The organism is Streptomyces sp. Z26, from assembly GCF_003665095.1.
GTDB classification, from domain to species: Bacteria; Actinomycetota; Actinomycetes; order Streptomycetales; family Streptomycetaceae; genus Streptomyces; species Streptomyces phytohabitans.
This window is the reverse complement of the sequence record NZ_RCHV01000002.1, coordinates 2,290,001-2,312,591: the sequence shown is the minus strand read 5'-3', so window position 1 is coordinate 2,312,591 and position 22,591 is coordinate 2,290,001. Positions and strand designations below refer to the sequence as shown.

At 74.4% G+C, this 22,591-nt stretch carries 18 protein-coding genes (1 of these 18 only partly in view); 12 read left to right on the top strand and 6 right to left on the bottom strand.

Annotation, left to right across the window (positions count from 1 at the left end):
- Nucleotides 1-15: 15 nt before the first annotated feature.
- From D7M15_RS10235 to D7M15_RS10225, 3 genes are all read right to left on the bottom strand, one after another.
- Nucleotides 16-1,353, bottom strand: coding sequence for a coenzyme F420-0:L-glutamate ligase (locus tag D7M15_RS10235; RefSeq protein WP_121520532.1), 1,338 nt, complete (start codon nt 1,351-1,353; stop codon nt 16-18).
- 68 nt (nt 1,354-1,421) lie between these two features.
- Nucleotides 1,422-2,381 carry a 2-phospho-L-lactate transferase gene (gene cofD / locus D7M15_RS10230; protein WP_121517227.1) on the bottom strand — a complete coding sequence of 320 codons (960 nt, stop codon included), beginning with the start codon at nt 2,379-2,381 and terminating at the stop codon, nt 1,422-1,424.
- A gap of 103 nt (nt 2,382-2,484) precedes the next feature.
- Nucleotides 2,485-3,012, bottom strand: a complete 528-nt coding sequence (locus D7M15_RS10225) for a cysteine dioxygenase family protein (RefSeq protein ID WP_121517226.1) — start codon at nt 3,010-3,012, stop codon at nt 2,485-2,487.
- A gap of 759 nt (nt 3,013-3,771) precedes the next feature.
- Between D7M15_RS10225 and D7M15_RS10215 the strand changes: the two genes are divergently transcribed.
- From D7M15_RS10215 to D7M15_RS10205, 3 genes are all read left to right on the top strand, one after another.
- Entirely contained in the window at nt 3,772-4,035 is a 264-nt protein-coding gene (locus D7M15_RS10215; RefSeq protein ID WP_121517224.1) for a WhiB family transcriptional regulator, read from the top strand.
- A gap of 176 nt (nt 4,036-4,211) precedes the next feature.
- Nucleotides 4,212-8,084, top strand: coding sequence for a glycosyltransferase family 2 protein (locus D7M15_RS10210; RefSeq protein ID WP_121517223.1), 3,873 nt, complete (start codon nt 4,212-4,214; stop codon nt 8,082-8,084).
- On the top strand, nt 8,081-9,625 hold the full coding sequence (locus D7M15_RS10205) for a DUF5719 family protein (protein WP_121517222.1): 1,545 nt from the start codon (nt 8,081-8,083) through the stop codon (nt 9,623-9,625). Before D7M15_RS10210 ends, D7M15_RS10205 begins: the two co-directional genes overlap by 4 nt.
- 38 nt (nt 9,626-9,663) lie before the next feature.
- Here D7M15_RS10205 and D7M15_RS10200 read toward each other — a convergent pair whose 3' ends face one another.
- Nucleotides 9,664-10,113, bottom strand: a complete 450-nt coding sequence (locus D7M15_RS10200; RefSeq protein WP_121517221.1) for a metallopeptidase family protein — start codon at nt 10,111-10,113, stop codon at nt 9,664-9,666.
- Nucleotides 10,114-10,297: 184 nt separating this feature from the next.
- Here D7M15_RS10200 and D7M15_RS10195 point away from each other — a divergent pair, with 184 nt between their 5' ends.
- The 6 genes from D7M15_RS10195 to D7M15_RS10170 all read left to right on the top strand — a co-directional run bounded on the left by D7M15_RS10195 (nt 10,298) and on the right by D7M15_RS10170 (nt 16,291).
- A complete protein-coding gene (locus tag D7M15_RS10195; protein ID WP_121517220.1) occupies nt 10,298-10,747 on the top strand; it encodes a DUF3499 domain-containing protein in 450 nt (149 codons plus the stop codon).
- Nucleotides 10,748-10,855: 108 nt separating this feature from the next.
- A complete protein-coding gene (locus tag D7M15_RS10190) occupies nt 10,856-12,223 on the top strand; it encodes a phosphomannomutase/phosphoglucomutase (RefSeq protein ID WP_121517219.1) in 1,368 nt (455 codons plus the stop codon).
- Nucleotides 12,224-12,380: 157 nt separating this feature from the next.
- Nucleotides 12,381-12,596: a Trm112 family protein gene (locus D7M15_RS10185; protein ID WP_121517218.1), complete on the top strand. Its 216-nt coding sequence runs from the start codon at nt 12,381-12,383 to the stop codon at nt 12,594-12,596.
- A gap of 42 nt (nt 12,597-12,638) precedes the next feature.
- The gene (locus tag D7M15_RS10180) at nt 12,639-13,853 is read left to right on the top strand and encodes an SIS domain-containing protein (protein ID WP_121517217.1); all 1,215 of its coding nucleotides are present in this window, start codon (nt 12,639-12,641) and stop codon (nt 13,851-13,853) included.
- Nucleotides 13,854-13,999: 146 nt separating this feature from the next.
- The gene (manA, locus tag D7M15_RS10175; protein ID WP_121517216.1) at nt 14,000-15,205 is read left to right on the top strand and encodes a mannose-6-phosphate isomerase, class I; all 1,206 of its coding nucleotides are present in this window, start codon (nt 14,000-14,002) and stop codon (nt 15,203-15,205) included.
- Nucleotides 15,206-15,322: 117 nt separating this feature from the next.
- Nucleotides 15,323-16,291 carry a cation diffusion facilitator family transporter gene (locus D7M15_RS10170; RefSeq protein WP_121517215.1) on the top strand — a complete coding sequence of 323 codons (969 nt, stop codon included), beginning with the start codon at nt 15,323-15,325 and terminating at the stop codon, nt 16,289-16,291.
- 218 nt (nt 16,292-16,509) lie between these two features.
- Here the strand turns inward: D7M15_RS10170 and D7M15_RS10165 are convergent, their stop codons facing one another.
- Entirely contained in the window at nt 16,510-18,693 is a 2,184-nt protein-coding gene (locus D7M15_RS10165) for a fructose-specific PTS transporter subunit EIIC (RefSeq protein ID WP_121517214.1), read from the bottom strand.
- A gap of 357 nt (nt 18,694-19,050) precedes the next feature.
- On the opposite strand from D7M15_RS10165, the gene ahcY reads away from it, so the two are divergent.
- A complete protein-coding gene (ahcY, locus tag D7M15_RS10160; protein ID WP_121517213.1) occupies nt 19,051-20,514 on the top strand; it encodes an adenosylhomocysteinase in 1,464 nt (487 codons plus the stop codon).
- A 198-nt stretch (nt 20,515-20,712) separates the two neighbouring features.
- Complete coding sequence (locus D7M15_RS10155; RefSeq protein WP_121517212.1) at nt 20,713-21,327, top strand: hypothetical protein; 615 nt, start codon at nt 20,713-20,715, stop codon at nt 21,325-21,327.
- 36 nt (nt 21,328-21,363) lie between these two features.
- On the opposite strand, the gene D7M15_RS10150 is transcribed toward D7M15_RS10155, so the two are convergent.
- Complete coding sequence (locus tag D7M15_RS10150; RefSeq protein WP_121517211.1) at nt 21,364-22,329, bottom strand: RDD family protein; 966 nt, start codon at nt 22,327-22,329, stop codon at nt 21,364-21,366.
- Nucleotides 22,330-22,437: 108 nt separating this feature from the next.
- On the opposite strand from D7M15_RS10150, the gene D7M15_RS10145 reads away from it, so the two are divergent.
- Nucleotides 22,438-22,591 carry the beginning of a stage II sporulation protein M gene (locus tag D7M15_RS10145; RefSeq protein ID WP_121517210.1) on the top strand. 848 nt of this gene lie beyond the right edge of the window, so the window shows 154 of its 1,002 coding nt (coding positions 1-154); its start codon is at nt 22,438-22,440; its stop codon lies off the right edge, out of view.

Below are 22,591 nucleotides of genomic sequence, written 5' to 3'. Positions count from 1 at the left end.
GGGCGCGCGCCCCCCTCAGCGCACCGTGACGAAGTCCGCGCCGTCGCGCGGCGGCCGCTCGCGCGGCGGCGCCGCCGCGTGGCCCACGGCGACGGAGCCCATCGGGTCCCAGTCGGCGGGCAGGTCGAGCACGCGGCGCACGACGTCGCGGCAGAACATCGTCGACGACACCCACGCCGACCCCAGCCCCTCACCGGCCAGCGCCACCAGGAAGTTCTGGATACCGGCGCCGTTCGCCACGACGAACATCTCGCGCTCCGCACCCGCCCGCCGCGCGTCCGGGTACGCGTGCGCGCCGTCCGCGACCAGGCAGGGCACCACGAGGTACGGGGCGTTGCGCAGCACGTCGCCGCGGCGTACGCGCTTCGCGATGCTCTCCTCGCTCTTGCCGTCCCGCCGCAGGTCCTCGACCCAGGCGTCCCGCATCGCGTCCAGCAGCTCCCGCCGCGCCCCGGCCGACTCCAACAGCACGAACCGCCACGGCGTCGTGTGGTGCGGCGCGGGCGCCGTCACGGCCGCCGCGACCGCGCGCCGTACGGCACCGGGGTCGACCGGCTCGGCGGTGAACTCCCGCACCGTACGGCGCAGCGTCACCGCCTCCCGTACCGCCTCCGACGTGCCCAGCCGGAACATGTCGTGCGCCGCCTCCCGCACGAGCGCCCGCGCCCCGCCCTCCGGGACGGCCTCGGGGCCGTCCGGCGCCACGTGCCGCCCCAGGCCGCGGACGACCGCGACCGGCAGCCCGTCCGCCTTGCCCTTCACCAGCTCGCCCGCGGCGGCCAGTTCGTCCCCGACCGCCGTGACGGTGACACCCAGCGGATTGCCGAACGCGTCCACACCGCCCCGCAGGTCCTCCAGCACCCGCACCCCGGCCGCACCGATCGCCACGTCCGTCTGGCCCTCGCGCCACGGCCGCCCGAACGTGTCCGTGACGACGATCCCCACGTCCCGGCCGAGCGCCGCGCGCAGCCCCTCCCGGAGGCGGCGGGCCGACGCGTCGGGGTCCTCGGGCAGCAGCAGCACGGTGCCCGCCGGGGTGTTGGACGCGTCCACGCCCGCCGCCGCCATCACCAGGCCGTGCCTGCTCTCGACGATCCGCGCCGGACCGCGCCGCGCGACGACCCGTACGGTCTCCGCGTCGATCGACGCCTCCCGGTCGGCGGCCCGTACGACCCGGCCCTCCGCCTTGCTGACGATCTTCGACGTGACGATCAGCACGTCACCGTCGGCCAGGCCCGGCAGCCCCTCCGCCACGGACGCCTCCGCGACGAGCCGCACCAGGTCGTCGCCCGGCCGGACCTCGGGGATGCCGGGGAGCGCCCACACGCGGTACGCGTTCGGCGCGCCCGCCACGCCCCCGTCCTGCCCGCTCGTGCCCTGTCCGCCCGCGTCCCGCCCGTCCGTGTCCCGTCCGTGGCCGCTCACGCGCGGACCTCCTCGGCCAGGGCCAGCGCGTCGCGCGCCATCTGCGCGGTGGCCTCGGGGCCGTCCATCATCAGCGGCACGGCGCGGCACCGGATGCCCGCCTCCTCCACCGCCGGTACGGACCCCGCGTCCACGGTGTCCACGAGCCAGCCGTCGAGCAGCCCGGAACCGTAGTGGCGGGCCACCGCCGCAGCCGTCGCCTCGACGCCGATCGCGGCGAGCACCTTGTCGGCCATGCCGTGCACGGGCGCGTCCCCGACGAGCGGGGACAGGCCGACGACCGGCACCCCGGCGTCCGCGATGCCCTCCCGGATGCCCGGCACCGCGAGGATCGTGCCGACGCTGACCACGGGGTTGGACGGCGGGAACAGGACGACGTCGGCCTCGGCGATCGCGTCGAGCACGCCGGGCGCGGGCTTGGCCTGGTCGGCGCCGACCGGTACGACGGCGTGCGCCTCGACGGAGGCCCGCAGCCGCACCCAGTACTCCTGGAAGTGCACCGCCCGACGCTCCCCGTCCAGGTCGACGGCCACGTGCGTCTCCACCCGGTCGTCGGTCATCGGCAGCAGCCGTACCCCGGGCTCCCAGCGCGCGCAGAGCGCGGCCGTCACCTCGCTCAATGGGTAGCCCGCGCCCAGCATCTGCGTACGGACGATGTGGGTGGCGAAGTCCCGGTCACCCAGCCCGAACCAGCCGGGCCCGACGCCGTACGCCGCCAGCTCCTCCTTCACGCGGAACGACTCGTCCTCGCGGCCCCAGCCCTTCGCCTCGTCGATGCCGCCGCCGAGGGTGTACATCACCGTGTCGAGGTCGGGGCAGACCTTGAGGCCGAAGAGATGGATGTCGTCGCCGGTGTTCCCGATGACGGTGACGTCCGCGTCGGGCGCGGCGACCCGCAACCCCCGCAGGAACCGCGCGCCACCCACACCCCCGGCCAGAACCACAATGCGCTGCATGCCATAAGCATCTCAGCCGCAGGCTGGGGCTTTGAGGGGTGGTGGTCGGGCGACGGCCGGGAATCTCAGCCGCAGGCTGAAGCACTGAGGGGTGGCCCGGACGTCAGCCCGTGGTCGAACCGGCCAGCGGCGTACGGCCCGTGGCGGAGCAGTGCGGCAGGTGCATGGGCATCTCGGTGAGGCCGGGGAAGTACACGTGCAGGCTGACGGCCGGTTCGAGGCCGGTGTTGACGGCCTCGTGCACGTAGCCGGGGGCGAAGACCCGTTGCGCGCCGGGGCGCAGTACGCGCGTGGTGGCGCCCGGCTCCCCGGCGGGCGCCCCCGCGTGTTCGGTCAACTCGCCGTCGAGGACGGTCAGTACGCCGGAGGACGGGCCGTGGTCGTGCGGGCCGCTGCCCTGGCCGGGCAGCCAGCTGAGCAGCCACACCTCGTAGCCGGGGCCGGTGCGCAGGCGGTGGTACCAGCGGCTGACGGCGTCGTACCGCACGAGGGGTGCCCACGCGTCACGGTCGGCGGCGATCGTACGGGCGAGCCCGGCGAAGCCGGAGACGGTGCTCGGGTGCTCGGGGGCGGGCGGCAGCAGGTGCGCGACGGCGAGGAGGTCGCCGCCGATCTGGATGTCGCTGTTCACGGGTGGGCCTTCGCTGGAGGTGCGGAACGTGACGCGGAACGGGGTGGCGCGGCCCGTCTGCCCCCGGGGTGCGGGGCGGGGTGCGGGGTCGCGCGGCCGGGTCGCCGGACCGCGCCACGGGTGTGCGGCGACGGCGGCGGAACGGGCGGGGTGCGCGGAGTGCGGCTACGCGGTGGCGGCTGGAGTGGACCTCAACAGCAGCGACAGCGGCGGCCGCGGAAACACTCGCGACAGCAGTCCCCGTACGCAGCGCGAAGGGACCCGCAGGGGCGGGCCTGGCTGAGCGAGCGGGGCAGAGGCATGGCTCCAGCAGACCGGACGGGCGGGACGGATGTCAACCGGCGGCGCGTTTGGCGGCGCGGGTTCACCGCTTCCGGTCACGCTGCGCGGAGAAAGGTTTGTTCATGCCCTTCCGCGGAAAGACGGGGCAACGTCCGCGTCCTCCGGCGCCGTTGTGCTTCTGTGATCCCGCCGTGATCGGCGTCGCTCCCGTGTGCGGTGTGGAACCGGGCGGACTTCCGTCACGTTCCCCGGTAGGGGAGGGGCGCGCTGATCGTCGACCCCGCGCGACTGTCATAGTTTGTGGAGATTTGAACACTTTCTGCTTCGTCTTGGTTCCGCAGAGTGAATAACAGTCCCAATAGCAGATCCTCGCTTGACTGCCCCGGATCGGCGCACTTGTAATTTCACTCGTGTCGTTCAAGCGGAATTGATAACGACTGGATCACGGGGAAGCGAAGACAGACGAGGGGCGCGCGCATGACGGAGCTGTTCCACCAACTGCTCGTCGAAGAGGCGGAAGAGGAGCTCGGCTGGCAGGAACGCGCCTTGTGCGCCCAGACCGACCCCGAGTCGTTCTTCCCGGAGAAGGGCGGGTCGACCCGCGAGGCCAAGAAGGTCTGCCTCTCCTGCGAGGTGCGCTCCGAATGCCTGGAGTACGCGCTCGCCAACGACGAGCGTTTCGGAATCTGGGGCGGCCTGTCCGAGCGTGAGCGGCGGCGGCTGAAAAAAGCCGCGATGTGACGCGGGACGTGACGGGAGTCGGGCCGGTACGGGCACCGGCCGCCCCGGGTCGGATCTTTGTGCGGACGCAGGCGGCGGCCCGGCACTGAGCCGTTAGTGTGGGGCACCGTCCGAGACGTGTCCGCTCCCCAGGGCGCGCGTCCACCGCAGTCCACCCAAACGGGGCCCGTACCTCGATGTCCGTGCACAGTCATTCGGCGGCCCAACACGAGGCGGCCACAGCAGGGTCGGCGGTCGCCGTCGATCCCCCCGCCTTCCCGCGGCACGTCGTCACCGCCGTGCTCGTCGCGCACGACGGAGCCCGCTGGCTGCCCGACGCGCTGGCCGGACTCGTCGGTCAGGACCGCCCGGTGCAGAACGTCGTCGCCGCGGACACCGGCAGCGCCGACGACTCCGCGCAGATCCTCACCGAGGCCCTCGGCCCCGACCGGGTCCTCCACCTCGCGCGGCGCTCGGGCTTCGGCGCCGCCGTCGACGAGGCGGCCCGTACGGCCGGGGTGCTGACGCCCGACGACCTCCCGTACCTCAAGCGCCCCAGCGGCTGGGACCCCGTCACCCGCACCTGGCGCGACGACGCGTACGACATGCCCGAACTGCCCCACGGCGAACCCGTCCAGTGGCTCTGGCTGCTCCACGACGACTGCGCGCCGGAGCCCGACGCGCTCTCCGAGCTGCTGCGCGTCGTGGACGCCGACCCCACCGTGATGATCGCCGGGCCCAAGCTGCGCAGCTGGTACGACCGCAGGCAGCTGCTGGAGGCGGGCGTCACCATCGCCCACAGCGGGCGCCGCTGGACCGGCATCGAACGGCGCGAGCAGGACCAGGGCCAGCACGACCACGTACGGCCCGTGCTGGCCGTGTCGACGGCCGGGATGCTGGTGCGGCGCGACGTCTTCGACGAACTCGGCGGCTTCGACCGGCGGTTGCCGCTCATGCGGGACGACGTCGACCTCTGCTGGCGCGCGCAGGCAGCCGGGCACCGGGTGCTCGTCGTGCCCGACGCCGTCGTACGGCACGCCGAGGCCGCCTCGCGCGAGCGCCGCCCCGTCGACTGCGTGGGCCGCAGCGGCGGCGCCAGCCCGCACCGCGTGGACAAGGCCGCCGCCGTCTACACGCTGCTCGCCAACTCCCGTACGGCCGTGCTGCCCTGGGTGCTGCTCCGGCTGTTCCTCGGCACGTACCTGCGCACCCTCGCGTACCTCGTCGGCAAGGTGCCACGGCAGGCGCTGGACGAGATGGCCGGGTTGTACGGGACGCTGCTGCGCCCGGAGCGCATCGTCGCGGCCCGGCGCAGACGCGGGAAGGCGGTGGTGGCCCACGGCGACCTGCGCCCCCTGTTCCCGCCGCCGGGCGCGACCGTACGGGCCACCGTCGAGCAGGTCGCGAGCAACTTCGGCGGCCGCTCCGAACCCGAACTCTCCTCCGGTGGACGGCACGGCGCCGTCGAGTCGGGGCCGGGCGACGAGGACGCCGACTTCCTGGACGTCGAGCAGTTCGCCCGGCTGAAGCGGATCGCGCACAAGCCCGCGCCGCTGCTGTTCGCGGTGCTGCTGCTGGTGTCGCTCGTCGCCTGCCGGGGGCTCCTCGGTGGGGGCGCGCTCGCGGGCGGCGCGCTGCTGCCCGCGCCGGCGGACGCGTCCGACCTGTGGGCGCGCGTCACCGAGAGCTGGCACGCCGTCGGCGTGGGGGGCACCGGCAGCGCCCCGCCGTACCTGGCGATCGTCGCCGCCGTCGCCACCCTCTTCCTCGGCAGCACCGGTTCCGCGCTCACCCTGCTGCTCGTCTGCTCGGTCCCGCTGGCCGGGCTGAGCGCGTACTTCGCGTCCCGCCCGCTGGCCGCGTCCCGGCTCGTACGGGCCTGGGCCAGCGTCGCGTACGCCTTCCTGCCCGCCGCCACCGGCGCCCTCGCGGGCGGCCGGATCGGTACGGCGCTGCTGGCGATCGTGCTGCCGCTGCTGGGGCGCGCGGCGGTCGCCGCGAGCGGTCTGCGCGGGCGCGCGTCCTGGCGCGCGGCCTGGGCGTACGCCGTGCTGCTCACCCTCACCACCGCCTTCACCCCCGTGGTGTGGCCCATCGCGCTGGTGCTGTGGCTGCCGCTGCTGGTACTGCGCCGTGGCGAGACCGACGCGCTGCTGGCGACGGGGCTCCGCGCCCTGGCCGTGCTGCTCACCCCGCTGCTGCTGCTCGCCCCCTGGTCGTTGACGCTGTTCGGCAGCCCGTCGCGCTTCCTCGACGAGGCCGGGCTGCCGTACGGGGAGGGCGCCGCCGACGCGCTCGACCTGCTGACCCTCACGCCGGGCGGCCCCGGTACGCCCGGCGGGCTGCTGCTCGTCGGCGTCCTGCTGGCCGCGCTGGCCGCGCTGCTGCGCGCCGACCGGCGGCAGGCGACCCTCGCGGCCTGGGCGGTGGCGCTGACGGGCCTGCTGTTCGCCGCCCTCAGCAACGGTTCCGGCTGGGCCGGTCCGGCCACCCTCGTCTACGGCCTCGCGCTGCTGTCGGCCGCCGCCGTCGGCGCGGACGGCGCCAAGGAGCGCGTCGCCGCCCGCAGCTTCGGCTGGCAGCAGCCGGTCGCCGCGCTGATCGCCGCGGCGGCCGTGGCGGCGCCGCTGATCGCCGCCGTCGGCTGGATGACGGACGGCGCGGACGGGCCGCTGTCGCGGCGCGACCCGGTGCAGGTCCCGGCGTTCGTCGCCGCGGACAGCGAGACGCGCGACCAGGCACGCACCCTGGTGCTCGCCGGTGAACGGGACGGCGACGACGCCGCGGGCGACGAGGTGACCGGGGTGTCGTACACGCTGGTACGCGGTTCGGGCGCCCGCCTCGGCGACGCCGACCTCGCCGCCGCCGACGGAGCGGACGACCGCCTCGGCGACGTGGTCGCCAACCTCGTCGCGGGCTCCGGCGCCGACCAGACGGCGCAGCTCGGTGGCTACGCCGTGCGCTACGTCCTCGTGCGGGACGGCGCCCCGCGCGGCATGAGCCGTACGCTCGACGCCACCCCCGGCCTGACCCGGCTCAGCCAGGAGGACGGCAGCGCGCTGTGGCGTGTGGAGGCGCAGGTGTCGCGGGTCTCCGTGGTGCCGGGCGCGGAGAAGGACGGCGCGGCGGGCGGCGTGACCAAGCCGGTGGCCGTCGCCGCGGGCCCGGTGGAGGCGCACACGGACGTGCCGTCCGGCCCCGACGGGCGCGTGCTGCGCGTCGCGGACGCCGCCGACGACGGCTGGCAGGCGACCCTGGACGGGAAGCCGCTGGAGCCCGTCACCGTCGACGGCTGGGCCCAGGGCTTCGAACTGGGCACGTCCGGCGGCCGGTTGGACCTGACGTACGAGACGCCGTTCGCGCACACCGCGTGGGTGTGGACGCAGGCGCTGCTCGCGGTCGTCGCGGTCGTCCTGGCGCTGCCCGGCCGCCGCCGCGAGGTCGACGACGACCTGCCGGAGGACGGCGAGGCGGCCGTCGCCGCCGCCGTCCCGGCGGAGCCGGTGGCGGGCGAGGGGCGGCGCGCGCGGCGACTGCGCGCGGCGGCGGAGGCCGCGCGCGCGGAGGCGCAGCCGACGGACGCGCCGGACGGCGCTCCTGGCCCGGACGCGCCGGAGGCGGGGGGCGGCGCGGAGCCGGAGCCCGCCGAGGCGCGGCAGCAGCCCGCGCCCCCGGAGGCCGCGCCGTACGTGCCGGAGCAGCAGCCGGGCTACGACGAGGCGTACGACCCGTACGGCCAGCGGGCCCCGTACGGCACGCAGCCGTACGACCCCGCGCAGCCGTACGATCCGGCGTACGGCACGCCGTACGAGCCCGCCGGTGACCCGCAGCGGCAGGGCGGCGCGTACGTGGGCGCGGACCACGGCGGCGGGTACGGCGCGTACGACGCCTACGGGCAGCAGCAGCCGTACGGCGACTGGCCGCAGCAGGGCCAGCCGCAGCACGGGCAGCAGGGCCAGCAGCCGTACGCGGCGCCCGGTGACCCGTACGGCTACGACCCGCAGCAGGCGGGCCACGACCCCGCCGACCACGACGGCACCCCGTACGGGAACAGGAGCGAGCAGCAGTGAACCGCACCACCCTCACCCTGATCGGCGTCGTCACCGCGCTCGCCGCGGTCACCGGGGTCGGCGCGCTCACCGTTCCCGACGACGGGGCCGACGACGGCGCGTCGGCGGCCCAGCGACTGCCGGTGGAGCGCTCCACGCTGGTCTGCCCCAAGCCGTCCGAGTCGGAGCTGGCGACGACGGACTACACCGCGTTCACGCCCAAGGGCGAGGCGGGCGACGGCAAGGGCGGCGCCCGGCTGCTGCCCGCCGACCTCGCGGACCCGTCGACACCGGGCGGCGACGACAAGAAGGACAAGAAGGACAAGAAGAAGGACGAGGACAAGGGCGAGGACGGCGGCTCCGCCAAGTCCGTACTGCCCCTGAAGGCCCCCGGCACCCCCGTCGTCACCGACACCGACAGCCCCGACGCGCCCGCCCTCTTCGGCTCCGCCGACGGCTCGTTCGCGCCCGGCTGGACGGTGCAGCAGACCACCTCGGTGAGCGCGGGCATCGGCCGCGGCCTGCACGGCACCGCCTGCGGGGAGGCCGACACGGACTTCTGGTTCCCGGCCGCCAGCACCGCCGACGAGCGGCACGACTACGCGCACCTGACGAACCCGGACGACACGGCGGCCGTCGTGGACCTGGAGATGTACGGCAAGGGGGGTCGCGTCACCTCCGAGAGCGGGCGCGAGATCACCGTCCCGCCCCGCTCCACGGTGCCCGTGCTGCTGTCCACCCTCACCCCGGACCCGGAGACGAACCTCGCGGTCCACGCCGTCGTCCGTACGGGCCGCGTCGGCGCCCAGGTGCACGCCGTCGACGACGACCTGGGCGGCGACTGGCTGCCCGCCGCGGGCGTGCCGCGCGGTACGGCCGTACTGCCCGGCATCCCCGCCGACGCCACCGCCGTACGCCTCGTCGCGCTCACCACCGGCCAGGACGACGCCGACCTGAAGGTGCGGCTCGCGGGCCGGTCCGGGCAGATCACCCCGGCCGGGCACGAGACGCTGCACCTGAAGCCGGGCGAGGTCAACGCCGTCGACCTGGGGGACGTCACCAAGGGTGAACCGGGTTCGCTCGTGCTGACGCCGTCCGAGAAGGGCGACACCACCCCGTTCGTGGCGGCGCTGCGGGTGACGCGGGGCAAGGGCGCGAAGCAGGAGACGGCGTTCATCCCGGCGACGGTCCCCGTCGAGGAGCGGGCGACCGTGGCCGACAACCGGTCCAAGGGCGGGACGCTCTCGCTCACGGCGCCCGGTGAGGCGGCCACGGTGAAGGTCACCGCGTCGGCGGGCAGCGGCGGAGGCTCGCCCAAGACCGCGACGTACGCCGTGAAGGCGGGCACCACGACGGCCGTCACTCCGCCGCTCCCCACGGGCGGCAAGGGCACGTACGCGCTGACGGTGGAGCGGGAGTCGGGCGGCGAGGTGTACGCGGCGCGGACGCTGGAGGTGAAGGCGGACGGCGTACCGGCGTTCACCGTGCAGACGCTGCCCGACGACCGGGGCACGGTGGCGGTGCCGGAGGCGGGCCAGGACCTGTCGGTGCTGACGGACTGAGCGGGCGGGCCGTCGGCCCGGGACGGCCCGCGGGCGCGTCAGTCCTGGCCGTAGCGCGGGTCGACGGACTCCGGGGCCATGCCGAGGAGTTCGGCGACCTGCTCGACCACGACCTCGTGCACCAGGAGGGCCCGTTCGTCGCGGGACTTCGTACGGATCTCGATCGGCCGCCGGTAGACCACGACCCGGTCCGGGGCGTCCCCGTGCGCCGGGACGAGCCGCCCGAGCGGTACGGCGCCCGCGTCGTCCAGCTCCCCGGAGTCGCCGCGCGGCACCTCCTGGACGGCGAAGTCGATGCCGCCGAGCTGCGGCCAGTGCCGCTCCAGCCGGTCCGCCGAGTCGCGCACCAGGTCGTCGAAGGCCTCACCCCGGCTGATCGCCAGCGGCACCTGCGGCGGCGCGACCGGCCCGCGCATGCCGCGCCCGTGCCGGTCACGGCGGCGGGCCGGGGCGGCGGGGCGGCGTGGGGGAGGGGCCGGGTCGGTCATCCCTCCGAGCCTAGCGTCCGGCGGCGCCGCGTCCGCGCCCCGGCGGCCCCGTACGTCCGGATCGCACCGCTCCCCGGCGCCCCCGCCGTCCCCCGGGCCACCCCTTACCGCCGGTACGCCCCCCGGGTACCCGGCCCTCCGGTACGGCGGAAACCGGCATACGGGGACGACACGGCAAGGTGACGTGCCCCGGAGTCGTCGCGGCCCGCTCAGGAGTGCGGTACCGTCCAACGTCGTGAGTCCTGTACGTCGCTGTTCGCGCACCGCGTGCGGCTGCCCAGCCGTGGCCACGCTGACGTACGTCTACGCGGACTCGACCGCCGTCCTCGGCCCCCTCGCCACGTACGCCGAGCCGCACTGCTACGACCTGTGCGCCGAGCACTCCGAGCGGCTGACGGCCCCCCGCGGTTGGGAGGTCGTACGGCTCGCCCTCGACACCACCCCGCCCCGGCCCAGCGGCGACGACCTCGAAGCGCTCGCGGACGCCGTACGCGAGGCCGCCCGCAGCCGCACGCCACGCGACGAGGGCGACCGCCCGCCCCCCGGCCCGGTCGGCCCCGGCGGGCGCGACGCGGACCCGATGGAGGTCGCCCGGCGCGGGCACCTGCGCATCCTCCGCTCCCCGGAGCCCTGACCCGTTCCTCCTTCCGCCGCCCTCGGCGGGGCCCGCCGCACCTGGACGGGGACGGCGGCGCGGCGGCCGGTAGGTTGGGCTCTCCGTCGAGGACTCCGGGAGGGCTGCATGGCTGCCGCTGCTGATCTGTCGCAGATCGTCAAGGCGTACGACATCCGCGGTGTGGTGCCGGACCAGTGGGACGAGGGGCTGGCCGAACTGTTCGGCGCCGCGTTCGTGCGGGTCGTGGGCGCGGACGCGATCGTCGTGGGGCACGACATGCGCCCCTCGTCGCCCGGTCTGTCGCGGGCCTTCGCCCGCGGCGCCGCGCGGCTCGGCGTCGACGTCACCGAGATCGGGCTCTGCTCGACCGACCAGCTGTACTTCGCCAGCGGCAGCCTCGCGCTCCCCGGCGCGATGTTCACCGCGTCGCACAACCCCGCCCGGTACAACGGCATCAAGCTGTGCCGCGCCGGTGCCGCCCCCGTCGGCCAGGACACCGGGCTGTCCGAGATCCGCGCGCTCGTCGAGGAGTGGTCCGCCGCCGGACCGCCCCCGGCCGCCGCCGGCGAGGGCACCGTCACGCAGCGGGACGTACTCACCGACTACGCCGCCCACCTGCGCGGACTGGTCGACCTCGCGTCCCTGCGCCCGCTGCGCGTCGTCGTCGACGCGGGCAACGGGATGGGCGGACACACCGTGCCCACCGTCCTCGACGGGCTGCCCGTCGAACTCGACCGCATGTACTTCGAGTTGGACGGCACCTTCCCGAACCACGAGGCCAACCCGCTCGACCCGAAGAACATCGTCGACCTCCAAGCCCGCGTCCGCGAGACCGGCGCCGACCTGGGCATCGCCTTCGACGGCGACGCCGACCGCTGCTTCGTCGTGGACGAGAACGGCGATCCGGTGTCGCCGTCCGCCATCACCGCGCTCGTCGCCGCCCGCGAACTGGCCAAGGCCCCCGGCTCCACCGTCATCCACAACTGCATCACCTCCTGGTCGGTCCCCGAGGTCGTACGGGAGGCGGGCGGCGTCCCGGTGCGTACGCGCGTGGGGCACTCGTTCATCAAGGAGCGGATGGCCGCCACCGGCGCGATCTTCGGCGGCGAGCACTCGGCGCACTACTACTTCCGCGACTTCTGGAACGCCGACACCGGCATGCTCGCCGCCCTGCACGTGCTGTCCGCGCTCGGCGGCCAGGACGGGCCGCTGTCGGCGCTCGTCGCGCAGTACGACCGTTACGCCGCGTCCGGCGAGATCAACAGCACCGTCGCGGACCAGACGGCCAGCGTCGAGGCGGTGCGGAGCGCGTACACGGGCCGCGACGGCGTCGGGCTGGACGAGCTGGACGGGCTGACGGTGACCGCCGACGACTGGTGGTTCAACCTGCGCGCGTCCAACACGGAGCCGCTGCTGCGGCTGAACGTCGAGGCGCGCGACGCGGCGACGGTGGCGGCGGTACGGGACGAGGTGCTGGGGCTCATCGGCGCGTAGGCGCCGGGGCACCCGCGCGGCCCGCTCCGCCCGTGCCGCCGTACGGCGCCCGGCCGGGGCGGGTCGGCCGGGCGGTGCGCGGCGTACGGGCGGCGGTACCCTGGCCCCACTGCCGCCGCGCGCGCCCGCGTGCCCGCTCCCGAAGGGACACCACCACATGCCGCTCGAAGCCGGGCTCCTGGAGATCCTCGCCTGCCCCGCCTGCCACGCGCCGCTGCGCGAGGAACCGGCCGAGGGGAGCGCGACCGAGGGGAGCGCGACCGGCGCCACGGGCGGCGAACTGGTCTGCACCGGCGACGCCTGCGGCCTCGCGTACCCCGTCCGCGACGAGATCCCCGTCCTCCTCGTCGACGAGGCCCGCCGCCCCGCCTGACGGTCCCGCACGGACCGGCGCCCGAACGGAGGCACCCACCGGATGCTCGACGAGTCACTGTTCGACGACCCCGACGCGCTGGTCGGAGCCGACGCGCACGGCCTGCTGCACGGCGTGGCCGAGGCCGGTGCCCGTACGCGTACGGCGATCCGGCTCGCCGACGACGCCGGTGTCACCGCGCTCCGCCCCGACGGACGGCCGCGGGCCGTGCTCGTCGCCGGGTACGGGCCGGTCACGCACTGCGTCGCGGACCTGCTCGGGGCGTTCGGCAACGGCGGCGTGCCCGTCACGCTGCTGCGTCCCACCGGCGCGCTGGCCGCGCCCGCCGCGCTCGCCTGGACCCTGCCGGGCTGGGCCGGGCCGCTCGACCTGCTGCTGGTCGCGACACCCGGCGGCGAGGAGCCGGGCCTGGAGACGCTGCTGGAGCAGGCGTACCGGCGCGGCTGCACCGTCGTCTCCGTCACCCCCGCCGGTACGAGCGTCGCGGAGGCCACGACGCAGACCCGCGGGCTGACCGTTCCGCTGGCCGACGGGCCCGTGCCGTACGCGCCTTCCGCCGACACGGCTGCGGGCCCCGGGCGCGCGGGTTCCGGCTGGCGTACGCCCCCGGTCGTCACCCCCGGCACCCTCTGGGCGCTCCTCACGCCGCTGCTCGCCCTGTGCGACCGGCTCGGCCTGCTCACCGCTCCGCCCTCGGCGCTCCAGGCGATGGCCGACCGGCTGGACCGTACGGCGGAGCGCTGCGGCCCCGTCGTCGACACCGACAGCAACTCGGGCAAGACCCTCGCCGCCGAACTCGCGGGCGCCCTCCCGCTCCTGTGGAGCGAGGGCCCCGTCGCGGCGGCGGCCGCGCGGCACTGCGCCACGACGTTCGCCGCCCTCGCGGGGCGGCCCGCGCTCGCCGCGGAGCTGCCCGAGGCGCTGGACGGGCAGGGCGCGCTGCTCACGGGCGCGTTCGGGGCGGGCGGCGACGCGGACGACTTCTTCCGCGACCGCGTCGAGGACGCCGAGTCGCTGCACACGCGGATCGTGCTGCTGCGCGAGCACGCCCCCGACGCCGACTCCGCCGTCGTCACCGCGCGCGACCTCGCGTACGCGCACGACGTCCCGCTGAGCGAGCTGGAACCGGCCGCCGACAGCGGGCCGTTGGAGGCGGCGGCCGAGCTGATCGCCACCGCCGACTTCGCCGCCGTCTACCTCCGGCTCGCCACGGGCGCGAGCGCCGGTACGGACCCGGGCGGCACGTCCGCGTTCTGACCCGCCGCCGCCCCTCACCCCCTTCACCTCACCCTCATCCGCCCCGTACCGCGACCCCCGTACGGGCACGCCCCCGCGCGCCCGTACCGCCCGCCCGGAGCACCGGGGGCGGACGCGGACCGCCACCAGTCAGGAAGCCTGCACCCATGGACCTCCTCCAGAACACCGTGCGCCCCTACGCCTGGGGTTCGCCCACCGCCATCCCCACCCTCCTCGGCGTCGCCCCCACCGGCGAGCCCCAGGCCGAGATGTGGATGGGCGCCCACCCCGGCGCGCCCTCGCACCTCGACCGGGGCGCCGGGCCGGTGCCGCTGACCGACGTGATCGCCGCCGACCCGGAGGGCGAACTCGGCGCCGCGACCGTACGCGCCTACGGCCCCCGCCTCCCGTTCCTGCTGAAGCTGCTCGCCGCCGCCTCCCCGCTCTCCCTCCAGGTGCACCCGGACCTGGCGCAGGCGGCCGAGGGGTTCGCGGCGGAGGAGGCGCGCGGCGTGCCGGTCGACGCGCCCCACCGCAACTACAAGGACCGCAACCACAAGCCCGAACTCCTCTGCGCCCTCACCCCGTTCGAGGGCCTGTGCGGCTTCCGCCCGGCGGCGGAGTCCGCGGCGCTGCTCGCCGGGCTCGACGTGGACGGGCTCGCGCCGTACGTCGACATCCTGCGCGCCAGCCCCGAGGACCGCGCCCTGCGAGAGGTGCTCACGGCGGTGCTGACCGCCGACCGGGACGTGGTCGCCGCCACGGTCGCCCGGGTGGCGGCTGCCCTGGAACGGCTCGCGGCGGAGGAGGGCGGCTCCGGCGCGCGCGACCCGTACACGCCGTACGCCTCCCTCGCCCGGCACTACCCCGGCGACCCCGGCGTCATCGCGGCGATGCTGCTGCACCATGTACGTCTCCAGCCCGGCGAGGCGCTCTACCTCGGGGCGGGCGTGCCGCACGCGTACCTGGACGGGCTCGGCGTCGAGATCATGGCCAACTCCGACAACGTGCTGCGCTGCGGCCTCACCCCCAAGCACGTGGACGTACCCGAACTGCTGCGCGTGGTCCGCTTCGAGAGCGGCCCGCCGCACCTCCTGCGCCCCGAGGCGGACGGCGGTGAGGAGGTGTACGCGGCGCCCGTCGGGGAGTTCCGGCTGTCCCGGCTGCTGCCCGTGGCCGACGGCGGCCCGCAGGCGCTGCCGGGCGGCGCCCCCCGCGTACTGCTGTGCACGGACGGCCGCGTGGTCCTGCGCGATACGGACAGCGGCGCCGAACTCGCCCTGGAACGCGGGCAGTCGGCGTACGCCGGCGCGAGCGAGCGGCTCCAGGTGTCCGGTGAAGGTACGATCTTCCGCGCGACGGTGGCCGTCTGACCGACCGACCGTTCGAGGCGCGGCGGCCCGACCGCCGCGCGCACGGCCCGTACGACACAGGGCGCCCGCCGTGGCCGACAGGACACGGGGCGCACGGAGAAAGGGACCCTCCTCGACATGAGTGCATCAGGCGGAACGAAGGCGATCGTCGCCGCGCTGGGCGCCAACCTGTCCATCGCGGTGGCCAAGTTCGTGGCGTTCGCCTTCAGCGGCTCGTCGTCGATGCTCGCGGAGGGCGTCCACTCCCTCGCCGACTCCGGCAACCAGGCGCTGCTCCTCGTCGGCGGCAAGAAGGCCACCAAGGCGGCGAGCGAGGAGCACCCGTTCGGCTACGGGCGCGAACGCTACGTCTACAGCTTCCTCGTCTCCGTCGTCCTCTTCGCGGTCGGCGGCGTCTTCGCCCTCTACGAGGGCTACGAGAAGATCAAGCACCCGCACGAACTGGAGCACTGGTACTGGCCCGTGGGCGTCCTGGTCTTCGCCATCATCGCGGAGTCCTTCTCGTTCCGTACGGCCATCAAGGAGTCGAACGAGGTACGGGGGTCCCTGACCTGGGCCCAGTTCATCAAGCGGGCCAAGGCGCCCGAGCTGCCCGTCGTGCTGCTGGAGGACCTCGGCGCGCTCGTCGGCCTGGTCCTCGCGCTCGGCGGCGTCGGCCTGGCGCTCGCCACCGGCGACGGGGTGTGGGACGGCGTGGGCACGCTGTGCATCGGCGTCCTGCTGGTCATCATCGCGATCGTGCTCGCGGCCGAGACCAAGTCGCTGCTGCTGGGCGAGGCGGCGGACGCGAGCCAGGTCGTACGCATCCGTGAGGCGCTCGTCGACGGCGGCACCGTCACCGGCGTGATCCACATGCGGACGCTGCACCTCGGCCCGGAGGAACTCCTCGTCGCCGCCAAGGTGTCCGTCCAGCACGACGACACCGCCGCGGAGGTCGCGCACGCGATCAACGACGCGGAGGCGCGCGTACGGGCCGCCGTGCCGATCGCGCGGGTCATCTACCTGGAGCCGGACCTGCTGCGCGCGGGCGACGCGGACGCGGTCGCGGGTGCAGGTACGGACGCGGGTGCCGTTCCGGAGAAGTGAGCGGCGGCGCGAGCGCGGTGCGCCACGCGCGCGGCGTCAACCTCGGCGTGTGAGGTGAACACGGAGGCGGTGCGGGCCCGTTCGGGCACCCGCACCGCCTCTGCCGTTCACCGCTTCTGCCGTGCGCCGCCTCCGTCGCTCCCGGTGGTCCGGTACCTCAAGCACCAGTCCCGTACCTCAACCACCGGCCCGGGGCCTTCCGCTGCCGCCCGCGACCGTCAGCGGATCTCCCCGAGGACCGACAGGATCGCGCCGCCGTCGGGTGCGTCCAACAGCCGCTGCCGGTAGCCCGGGTCCATCAGCTTCCGCGACAGCAGCGCCAGGATGCGCAGGTGCTCGTCGCCCGCAGCCGCCTCCGGGACGGAGATCATGAAGACGAGCCGCGCCTTCGTGTCGTCCAGCGCGCCCCACTCGATCCCCTCGGTGGAACGCGCGAAGCCGACGACGGGCGCGGACACTGCGTCCGTCTTGGCGTGCGGGATGGCGATCTCCTCACCGAGGCCGGTGGTGCCCTGCTCCTCGCGGGCCAGCGCCGCCCGTACGAGCGCGTCCACGTCGGTCACGCGGCCGCTGGCGGCGAGGAGTTCGGCCATCTCGCGGATGGCGGCCTCCTTGGCGGTCGCCGTCAGCTCCTCCTTGACGGTGTCGCGCGTGAGATGCCCGGAGAGCACCTCGGCCTCTTCCGCATCGTCCGTCGCGGCCGTCTCCTCCGGCGCGGGTGCCTCCGCCGTGGTGGCGGTTCCGGTGGCGGTTCCGGTGGCGGTGGTCGGGGCCGCAGCCGTGGCGGTCGCAGTCGCGGTCGTGGTCGCGGTGGCCGTCCCGGTGCCGCCGGTCGCCGGGACCGGCTCGGCCGCCCGTACGTCCTCACCCGCCGCCGTACCGCGCTCGCCACCGTCCCCGGACCCGGCACCGGCACGCGCCTGGTCCCGTCCGAGCGACATGAGCGCGATGGTAGTCACACCGGTCACGGCCGTACCGACGATCACGGCCAGGAAGAACACCGCCATCCCGTCGATCGCCCCCAGCACCGCGACGATCGGCCCGCCGTGCGGCACGTTGTCCTCGACGGAGCCGATGCCCGCGATGGCACCGGCGACGGCGCCGCCCAGCATGTTCGCGGGGATCACCCGGGCGGGGCGTGCCGCCGCGAACGGGATGGCGCCCTCGGTGATCCCGAAGAAGCCCATGAACAGCGCGGCGTAGCCCGTCTCGCGCTCCTCGTCGTCGAAGTACCTGCGGCGGATCAGTGTCGCCAGGCCCTGACCGAGCGGCGGCACCGGGATGGCCGCGGCGCACATGCCCATGACCTCCGGGTTCTTGGAGACCAGTCCCGCGCCGAAGAGGAACGCCGTCTTGTTGACCGGCCCGCCCATGTCGAACGCGATCATCAGCCCGAGGATGACGCCGAGCAGCGCCGCGCTGCTGCCGGTGAGCCCGCCGAGCCAGTCCGTCAGGTTCTCGAAGACCCAGGAGATCGGGCGGCCGATGACGTAGATGAAGAAGAGTCCCAGTACGGACGTCGCCACGATCGGGATCACGATGATCGGCATGACCGGCTGCACGAACTTCGGGACCGACGCCTTCTTGATCCACCGGACGAGGTACCCGGCGAGGAAGCCGGTCACGATGGCGCCGATGAAACCGGCGCCGGACTCCGAGTCGTACAGCTCACCGGTGTTGGCGATCCAGCCGCCGATCATGCCCGGCACGAGCGCGGGGCGGTCCCCGATCGCGTAGGCGATGTAGCCGGACAGGATCGGCACCATGAGCGTGAAGCCGATCACACCGATGTCGTTGACGTGCTTCCAGAACGAGTCGTCGGGGATGACGAGACCGCCGTCGGCCTGCGGGTCGCCGCCGAGCGCGAGGGACACCGCGATCAGCAGGCCGCCGACGACGACGAACGGGATCATGTACGAGACGCCGTTCATCAGCGCCTTGTAGCCGACGCTCCGGCCCTTGTGCTTGTCCCCGGCCCCGCCGGAGCCCCCGGAGGCCGCCGCCCCGGAGCCCGTACGTCCGCCGCTGCCGGAATCCTCGCCGAGTACGGGTGCCCGCTGGACCTGTTCGATCAGGCCGCCCGGGTCGCTGATGCCGTCGGCCACGCCGACCACCAGCACCCTCTTGCCCACGAAGCGGTCCTGGGCGACGTCCTTGTCGGCGGCGATGATGATGCCGTCCGCTTCTCTGACATCGTTGTCGGTCAGCACGTTCTCGGCGCCGATCGACCCTTGGGTCTCGACCTTCATGCCGATGCCACGGGCTTCGGCGGCCTTCGCCAGCTTCTCCGCCGCCATGTACGTGTGCGCGATGCCGGTGGGGCACGCGGTCACGGCGAGCAGCCTCAGCCGGGGCTCGGCCTCCTTCCCCGTCTCGTCGCGGGGGTCGGGGGGACTCGTCACGTGTCTACTCCTTGCGTAACCGGCTCGACGACGGGGGAGGATGAGTCAACGACCCTACGAGCCGCGGTACCGGGGCCGAAAACCGACCCATGGTCGCCCTTGAACAACCCGTAGGCAATCCGCTCGACTGGATGAGCGGTGTAGATTCGTAGAGCACAGACGTCGCTGCTGATGGCGGTCGGGCGGCCCGGGACACGGGCCTCCGAGGGAGAGAGGGCCTCCGACGGACTGCGCTGTGACCCAGGGAGACGTGTGCCCGTCGACGCCCTGACCGCGTCGTACGCCGCATGTCCGCCTCCCGCGCCGCAGCACGGACCCGAAAGCCCGACACCTCGACATCCCGAGGAGCAGCCCCGCATGACGACTGTCACTTCCACCACGCAGGACTTCAAGGTCGCCGACCTGTCCCTCGCGGCCTTCGGCCGCAAGGAGATCCAGCTGGCAGAGCACGAGATGCCCGGCCTCATGTCGATCCGTGAGGAGTTCGCCGCGCAGCAGCCGCTGGCGGGCGCCCGCGTCACCGGCTCGCTGCACATGACGGTGCAGACGGCCGTGCTCATCGAGACGCTGGTCGCGCTCGGCGCCCAGGTGCGGTGGGCGTCCTGCAACATCTTCTCCACCCAGGACCACGCCGCCGCGGCCATCGCTGTCGGCCCGGAGGGCACGCCCGAGTCGCCCCAGGGCGTACCGGTCTTCGCCTGGAAGGGCGAGACGCTCGAAGAGTACTGGTGGTGCACGGAGCAGGCGCTGACCTGGCCCGGCGCCGAGACCGGCGGTCCCAACATGATCCTGGACGACGGTGGCGACGCCACGCTCCTCGTCCACAAGGGCGTCGAGTACGAGAAGGCCGGTGTCGTACCCGACCCCGCCACCGAGGCGGAGAGCGACGAGCACCGCGTCATCCTCGAGGTGCTGACCCGTACGGTCGCCGACACCCCGCAGAAGTGGACGCAGCTCGCGTCCGAGATCCGCGGTGTCACCGAGGAGACCACCACCGGCGTGCACCGTCTCTACGAGATGCACACCGCGGGCAGCCTCCTCTTCCCGGCGATCAACGTGAACGACGCCGTCACCAAGTCGAAGTTCGACAACAAGTACGGCTGCCGCCACTCCCTCATCGACGGCATCAACCGCGCCACCGACGTCCTGATCGGCGGCAAGACCGCCGTCATCTTCGGCTACGGCGACGTCGGCAAGGGCTGCGCCGAGTCCCTGCGCGCCCAGGGCGCCCGCGTGATCATCACCGAGATCGACCCGATCTGCGCGCTCCAGGCCGCGATGGACGGCTACCAGGTGACCACGCTGGACGAGGTCGTCGAGACGGCCGACATCTTCGTCACCACGACGGGCAACAAGGACATCATCATGGCCAAGGACATGGCCCGGATGAAGCACCAGGCCATCGTCGGGAACATCGGCCACTTCGACAACGAGATCGACATGGCCGGTCTGGCCGCGATCGACGGCATCGTCAAGGACGAGGTCAAGCCCCAGGTGCACACCTGGACCTTCCCCGGCGGCAAGAAGCTCATCGTCCTGTCCGAGGGCCGCCTCCTCAACCTCGGCAACGCGACCGGCCACCCGTCGTTCGTGATGTCCAACTCCTTCGCGAACCAGACGATCGCCCAGATCGAGCTGTTCACGAAGCCCGAGGAGTACCCGACTGACGTCTACGTGCTGCCCAAGCACCTCGACGAGAAGGTCGCCCGGCTCCACCTGGACGCGCTCGGCGTCAAGCTGACCGAGCTGCGCCCCGAGCAGGCCGCGTACATCGGCGTCCCGGTCGAGGGTCCCTACAAGCCGGACCACTACCGCTACTGAGCGGCTGACCGCACCCGCCCGCCCGGTCGGCGCGCAGCGCCCGGCCGGGGTCGGACGGCGCACGGGCACCGGCGGCACCACCGCGTCACGCGGCGGTGCCGCCGTTTCCGTGGCCGCACCCGCGCCCGTGCGGATCCCGGCCGCGTACCGCCGTGCCCGCCGCCAGGCCCACCGCACCCGCCGCCGTACAGTCCACCCATGCCACGAGGCCGCTACTCGCTCCACGACCCGCACGACCACACCCCTCTCGGTGACGAGCACTTCCACTGCGCCACCGGCCCCTCCGGGTGGCGCTACGTCTCCCAGCTCACCGGCACCACCGGCGAGCACGCGGGATCGGTCGACCTCACTCTTGACGCTCTCGGGCGCCCGATCCGTATGGAACTCCACGCCTCCGGTTGGCAGGTGCGCGGCGCGGCGCTCGACGGCGTCACCTGGGTCCGCAGCGACCCCACCGGTGCCGAGGCGCAGGAGGGCAACGTCCCCGCGCACTCGTTCACCGGCACGTCGCCCGCCTTCCTCGTGGCGACGGCCCGCCTGCTCCGTCCCGCCCCCGGTGCCCCCGCGACCCGCGTACGCCTCGTCACCTTCGCCTCCCCCGTGCTCGCTCCGCGCACCCTCGACCAGTCCTGGGCGCTCCTCGAAAGCGAAACACACGGCACTGACAACGGCCCGCTCGTCGTGGAGAACTACCAGGTCAACGACCTGGAGACGGGGGAGCAGCACGCGGTCCACCTCGCCGGCGACGTCGTGCTCGCCGCGCCGGGGCTGGAGCTGGAGGAGCTGGAGTCCCCGCCCTCGACCTTCGGTTGAGACCCCGCACCGGACCGGCGGTCACGCGTACGCGGTTCAGGACGGCGGGACGAACCCCGTACGCGGCTCCGGCGCCACTTCGGCTCCGCCCGCCGTACCGCTGCCGGCCCCCGGCGCGGGCGTGAACACGGCGGCGGAGCCGGGCCGTTCACCCGCCGGGGGAGCGAAGCCCGTCACCGGGGGACCCTTCGGCGTGGCCTCCCGCGCCACTCCGCGCGCCTCCGCAGCCGCGGGCCACCCGTCGTGCCCCGGCCCCGCCCCGAACGCCCGCCGCGCGTCCCGCTCCTGCCGCTCCGCGACCACCCCGGCGAGATACGCCCCCGCGGGCACCTCCGGAGGCACTGGAGCCCCCGTGCACGCCGCGACGTCCGCGGCCAGCCGCCGGGCCATCGACTCCGCCACGGCGGCGTCCAGTTGCCCGGCCCGCGTCAGGAACTGCCGTACGGCCAGCCACAACCCGTCCGGTACGCGCGACAGGTCCACCCCGCGGAACCGTCCCACCAGCGCGGGCGGTGGCGGCGGCACCCGCACCGCGCGCGCGGCGGGCACCCGTTCCCGTACGACCAGCGTGCCCGCGAACACGTCACCCAGCCGCCTCCCGCGCGCGGACACCAGCGACGCCGTACAGGCGATCACCCCGAAGGACAGCTGGATCTCCACGACACCGAGCGCACCCCGTACGAGGGAGTGCCGAAAACGCACCGGCCCGCCGTCGTCCCGGAGCACGCGCAGCCCGCAGGCCGCCTTGCCCGGGGAACGTCCGTGGCTGAGCGTCTCCACCGCGATCGGCCCGCCGACGAGGACGAGCAGGAACAGCGCCACCTGGACCGCCGCCAGTGCCGCCGTGTCCAACGACGAGGTGGCGGTGAGCAGCACGAGGGACAGCACCACGTAGACCGTCCACGCCAGCACCAGGTCGACGAGTACGGCGAGCGCGCGGCTCGGCAGACGGGCGGGCCGCAGACCGAGCACGACGGCGTCACCCGTCACCAGTTCGCTCACCCGGACCCGTCCTCCCCTCGCCCGCCGGACGGCGAGCATCCCGTACGGCTGCCCGCCGCCCTCCGCACAGTCTGCCGCCCGGTGCGCACGATCTGCCAAGCTCTCCACATGGATCTCGATGTCTTCGTCTCCGCACACCGAGCGGAGTGGGACCGTCTGGATGTCCTCGTACGCCGCCGACTGTCCGGGGCCGAAGCGGACGAACTCGTCGCCCTCTACCAGCGCGCCTCCACGCACCTGTCGCAGATCCAGTCCAGCGCGC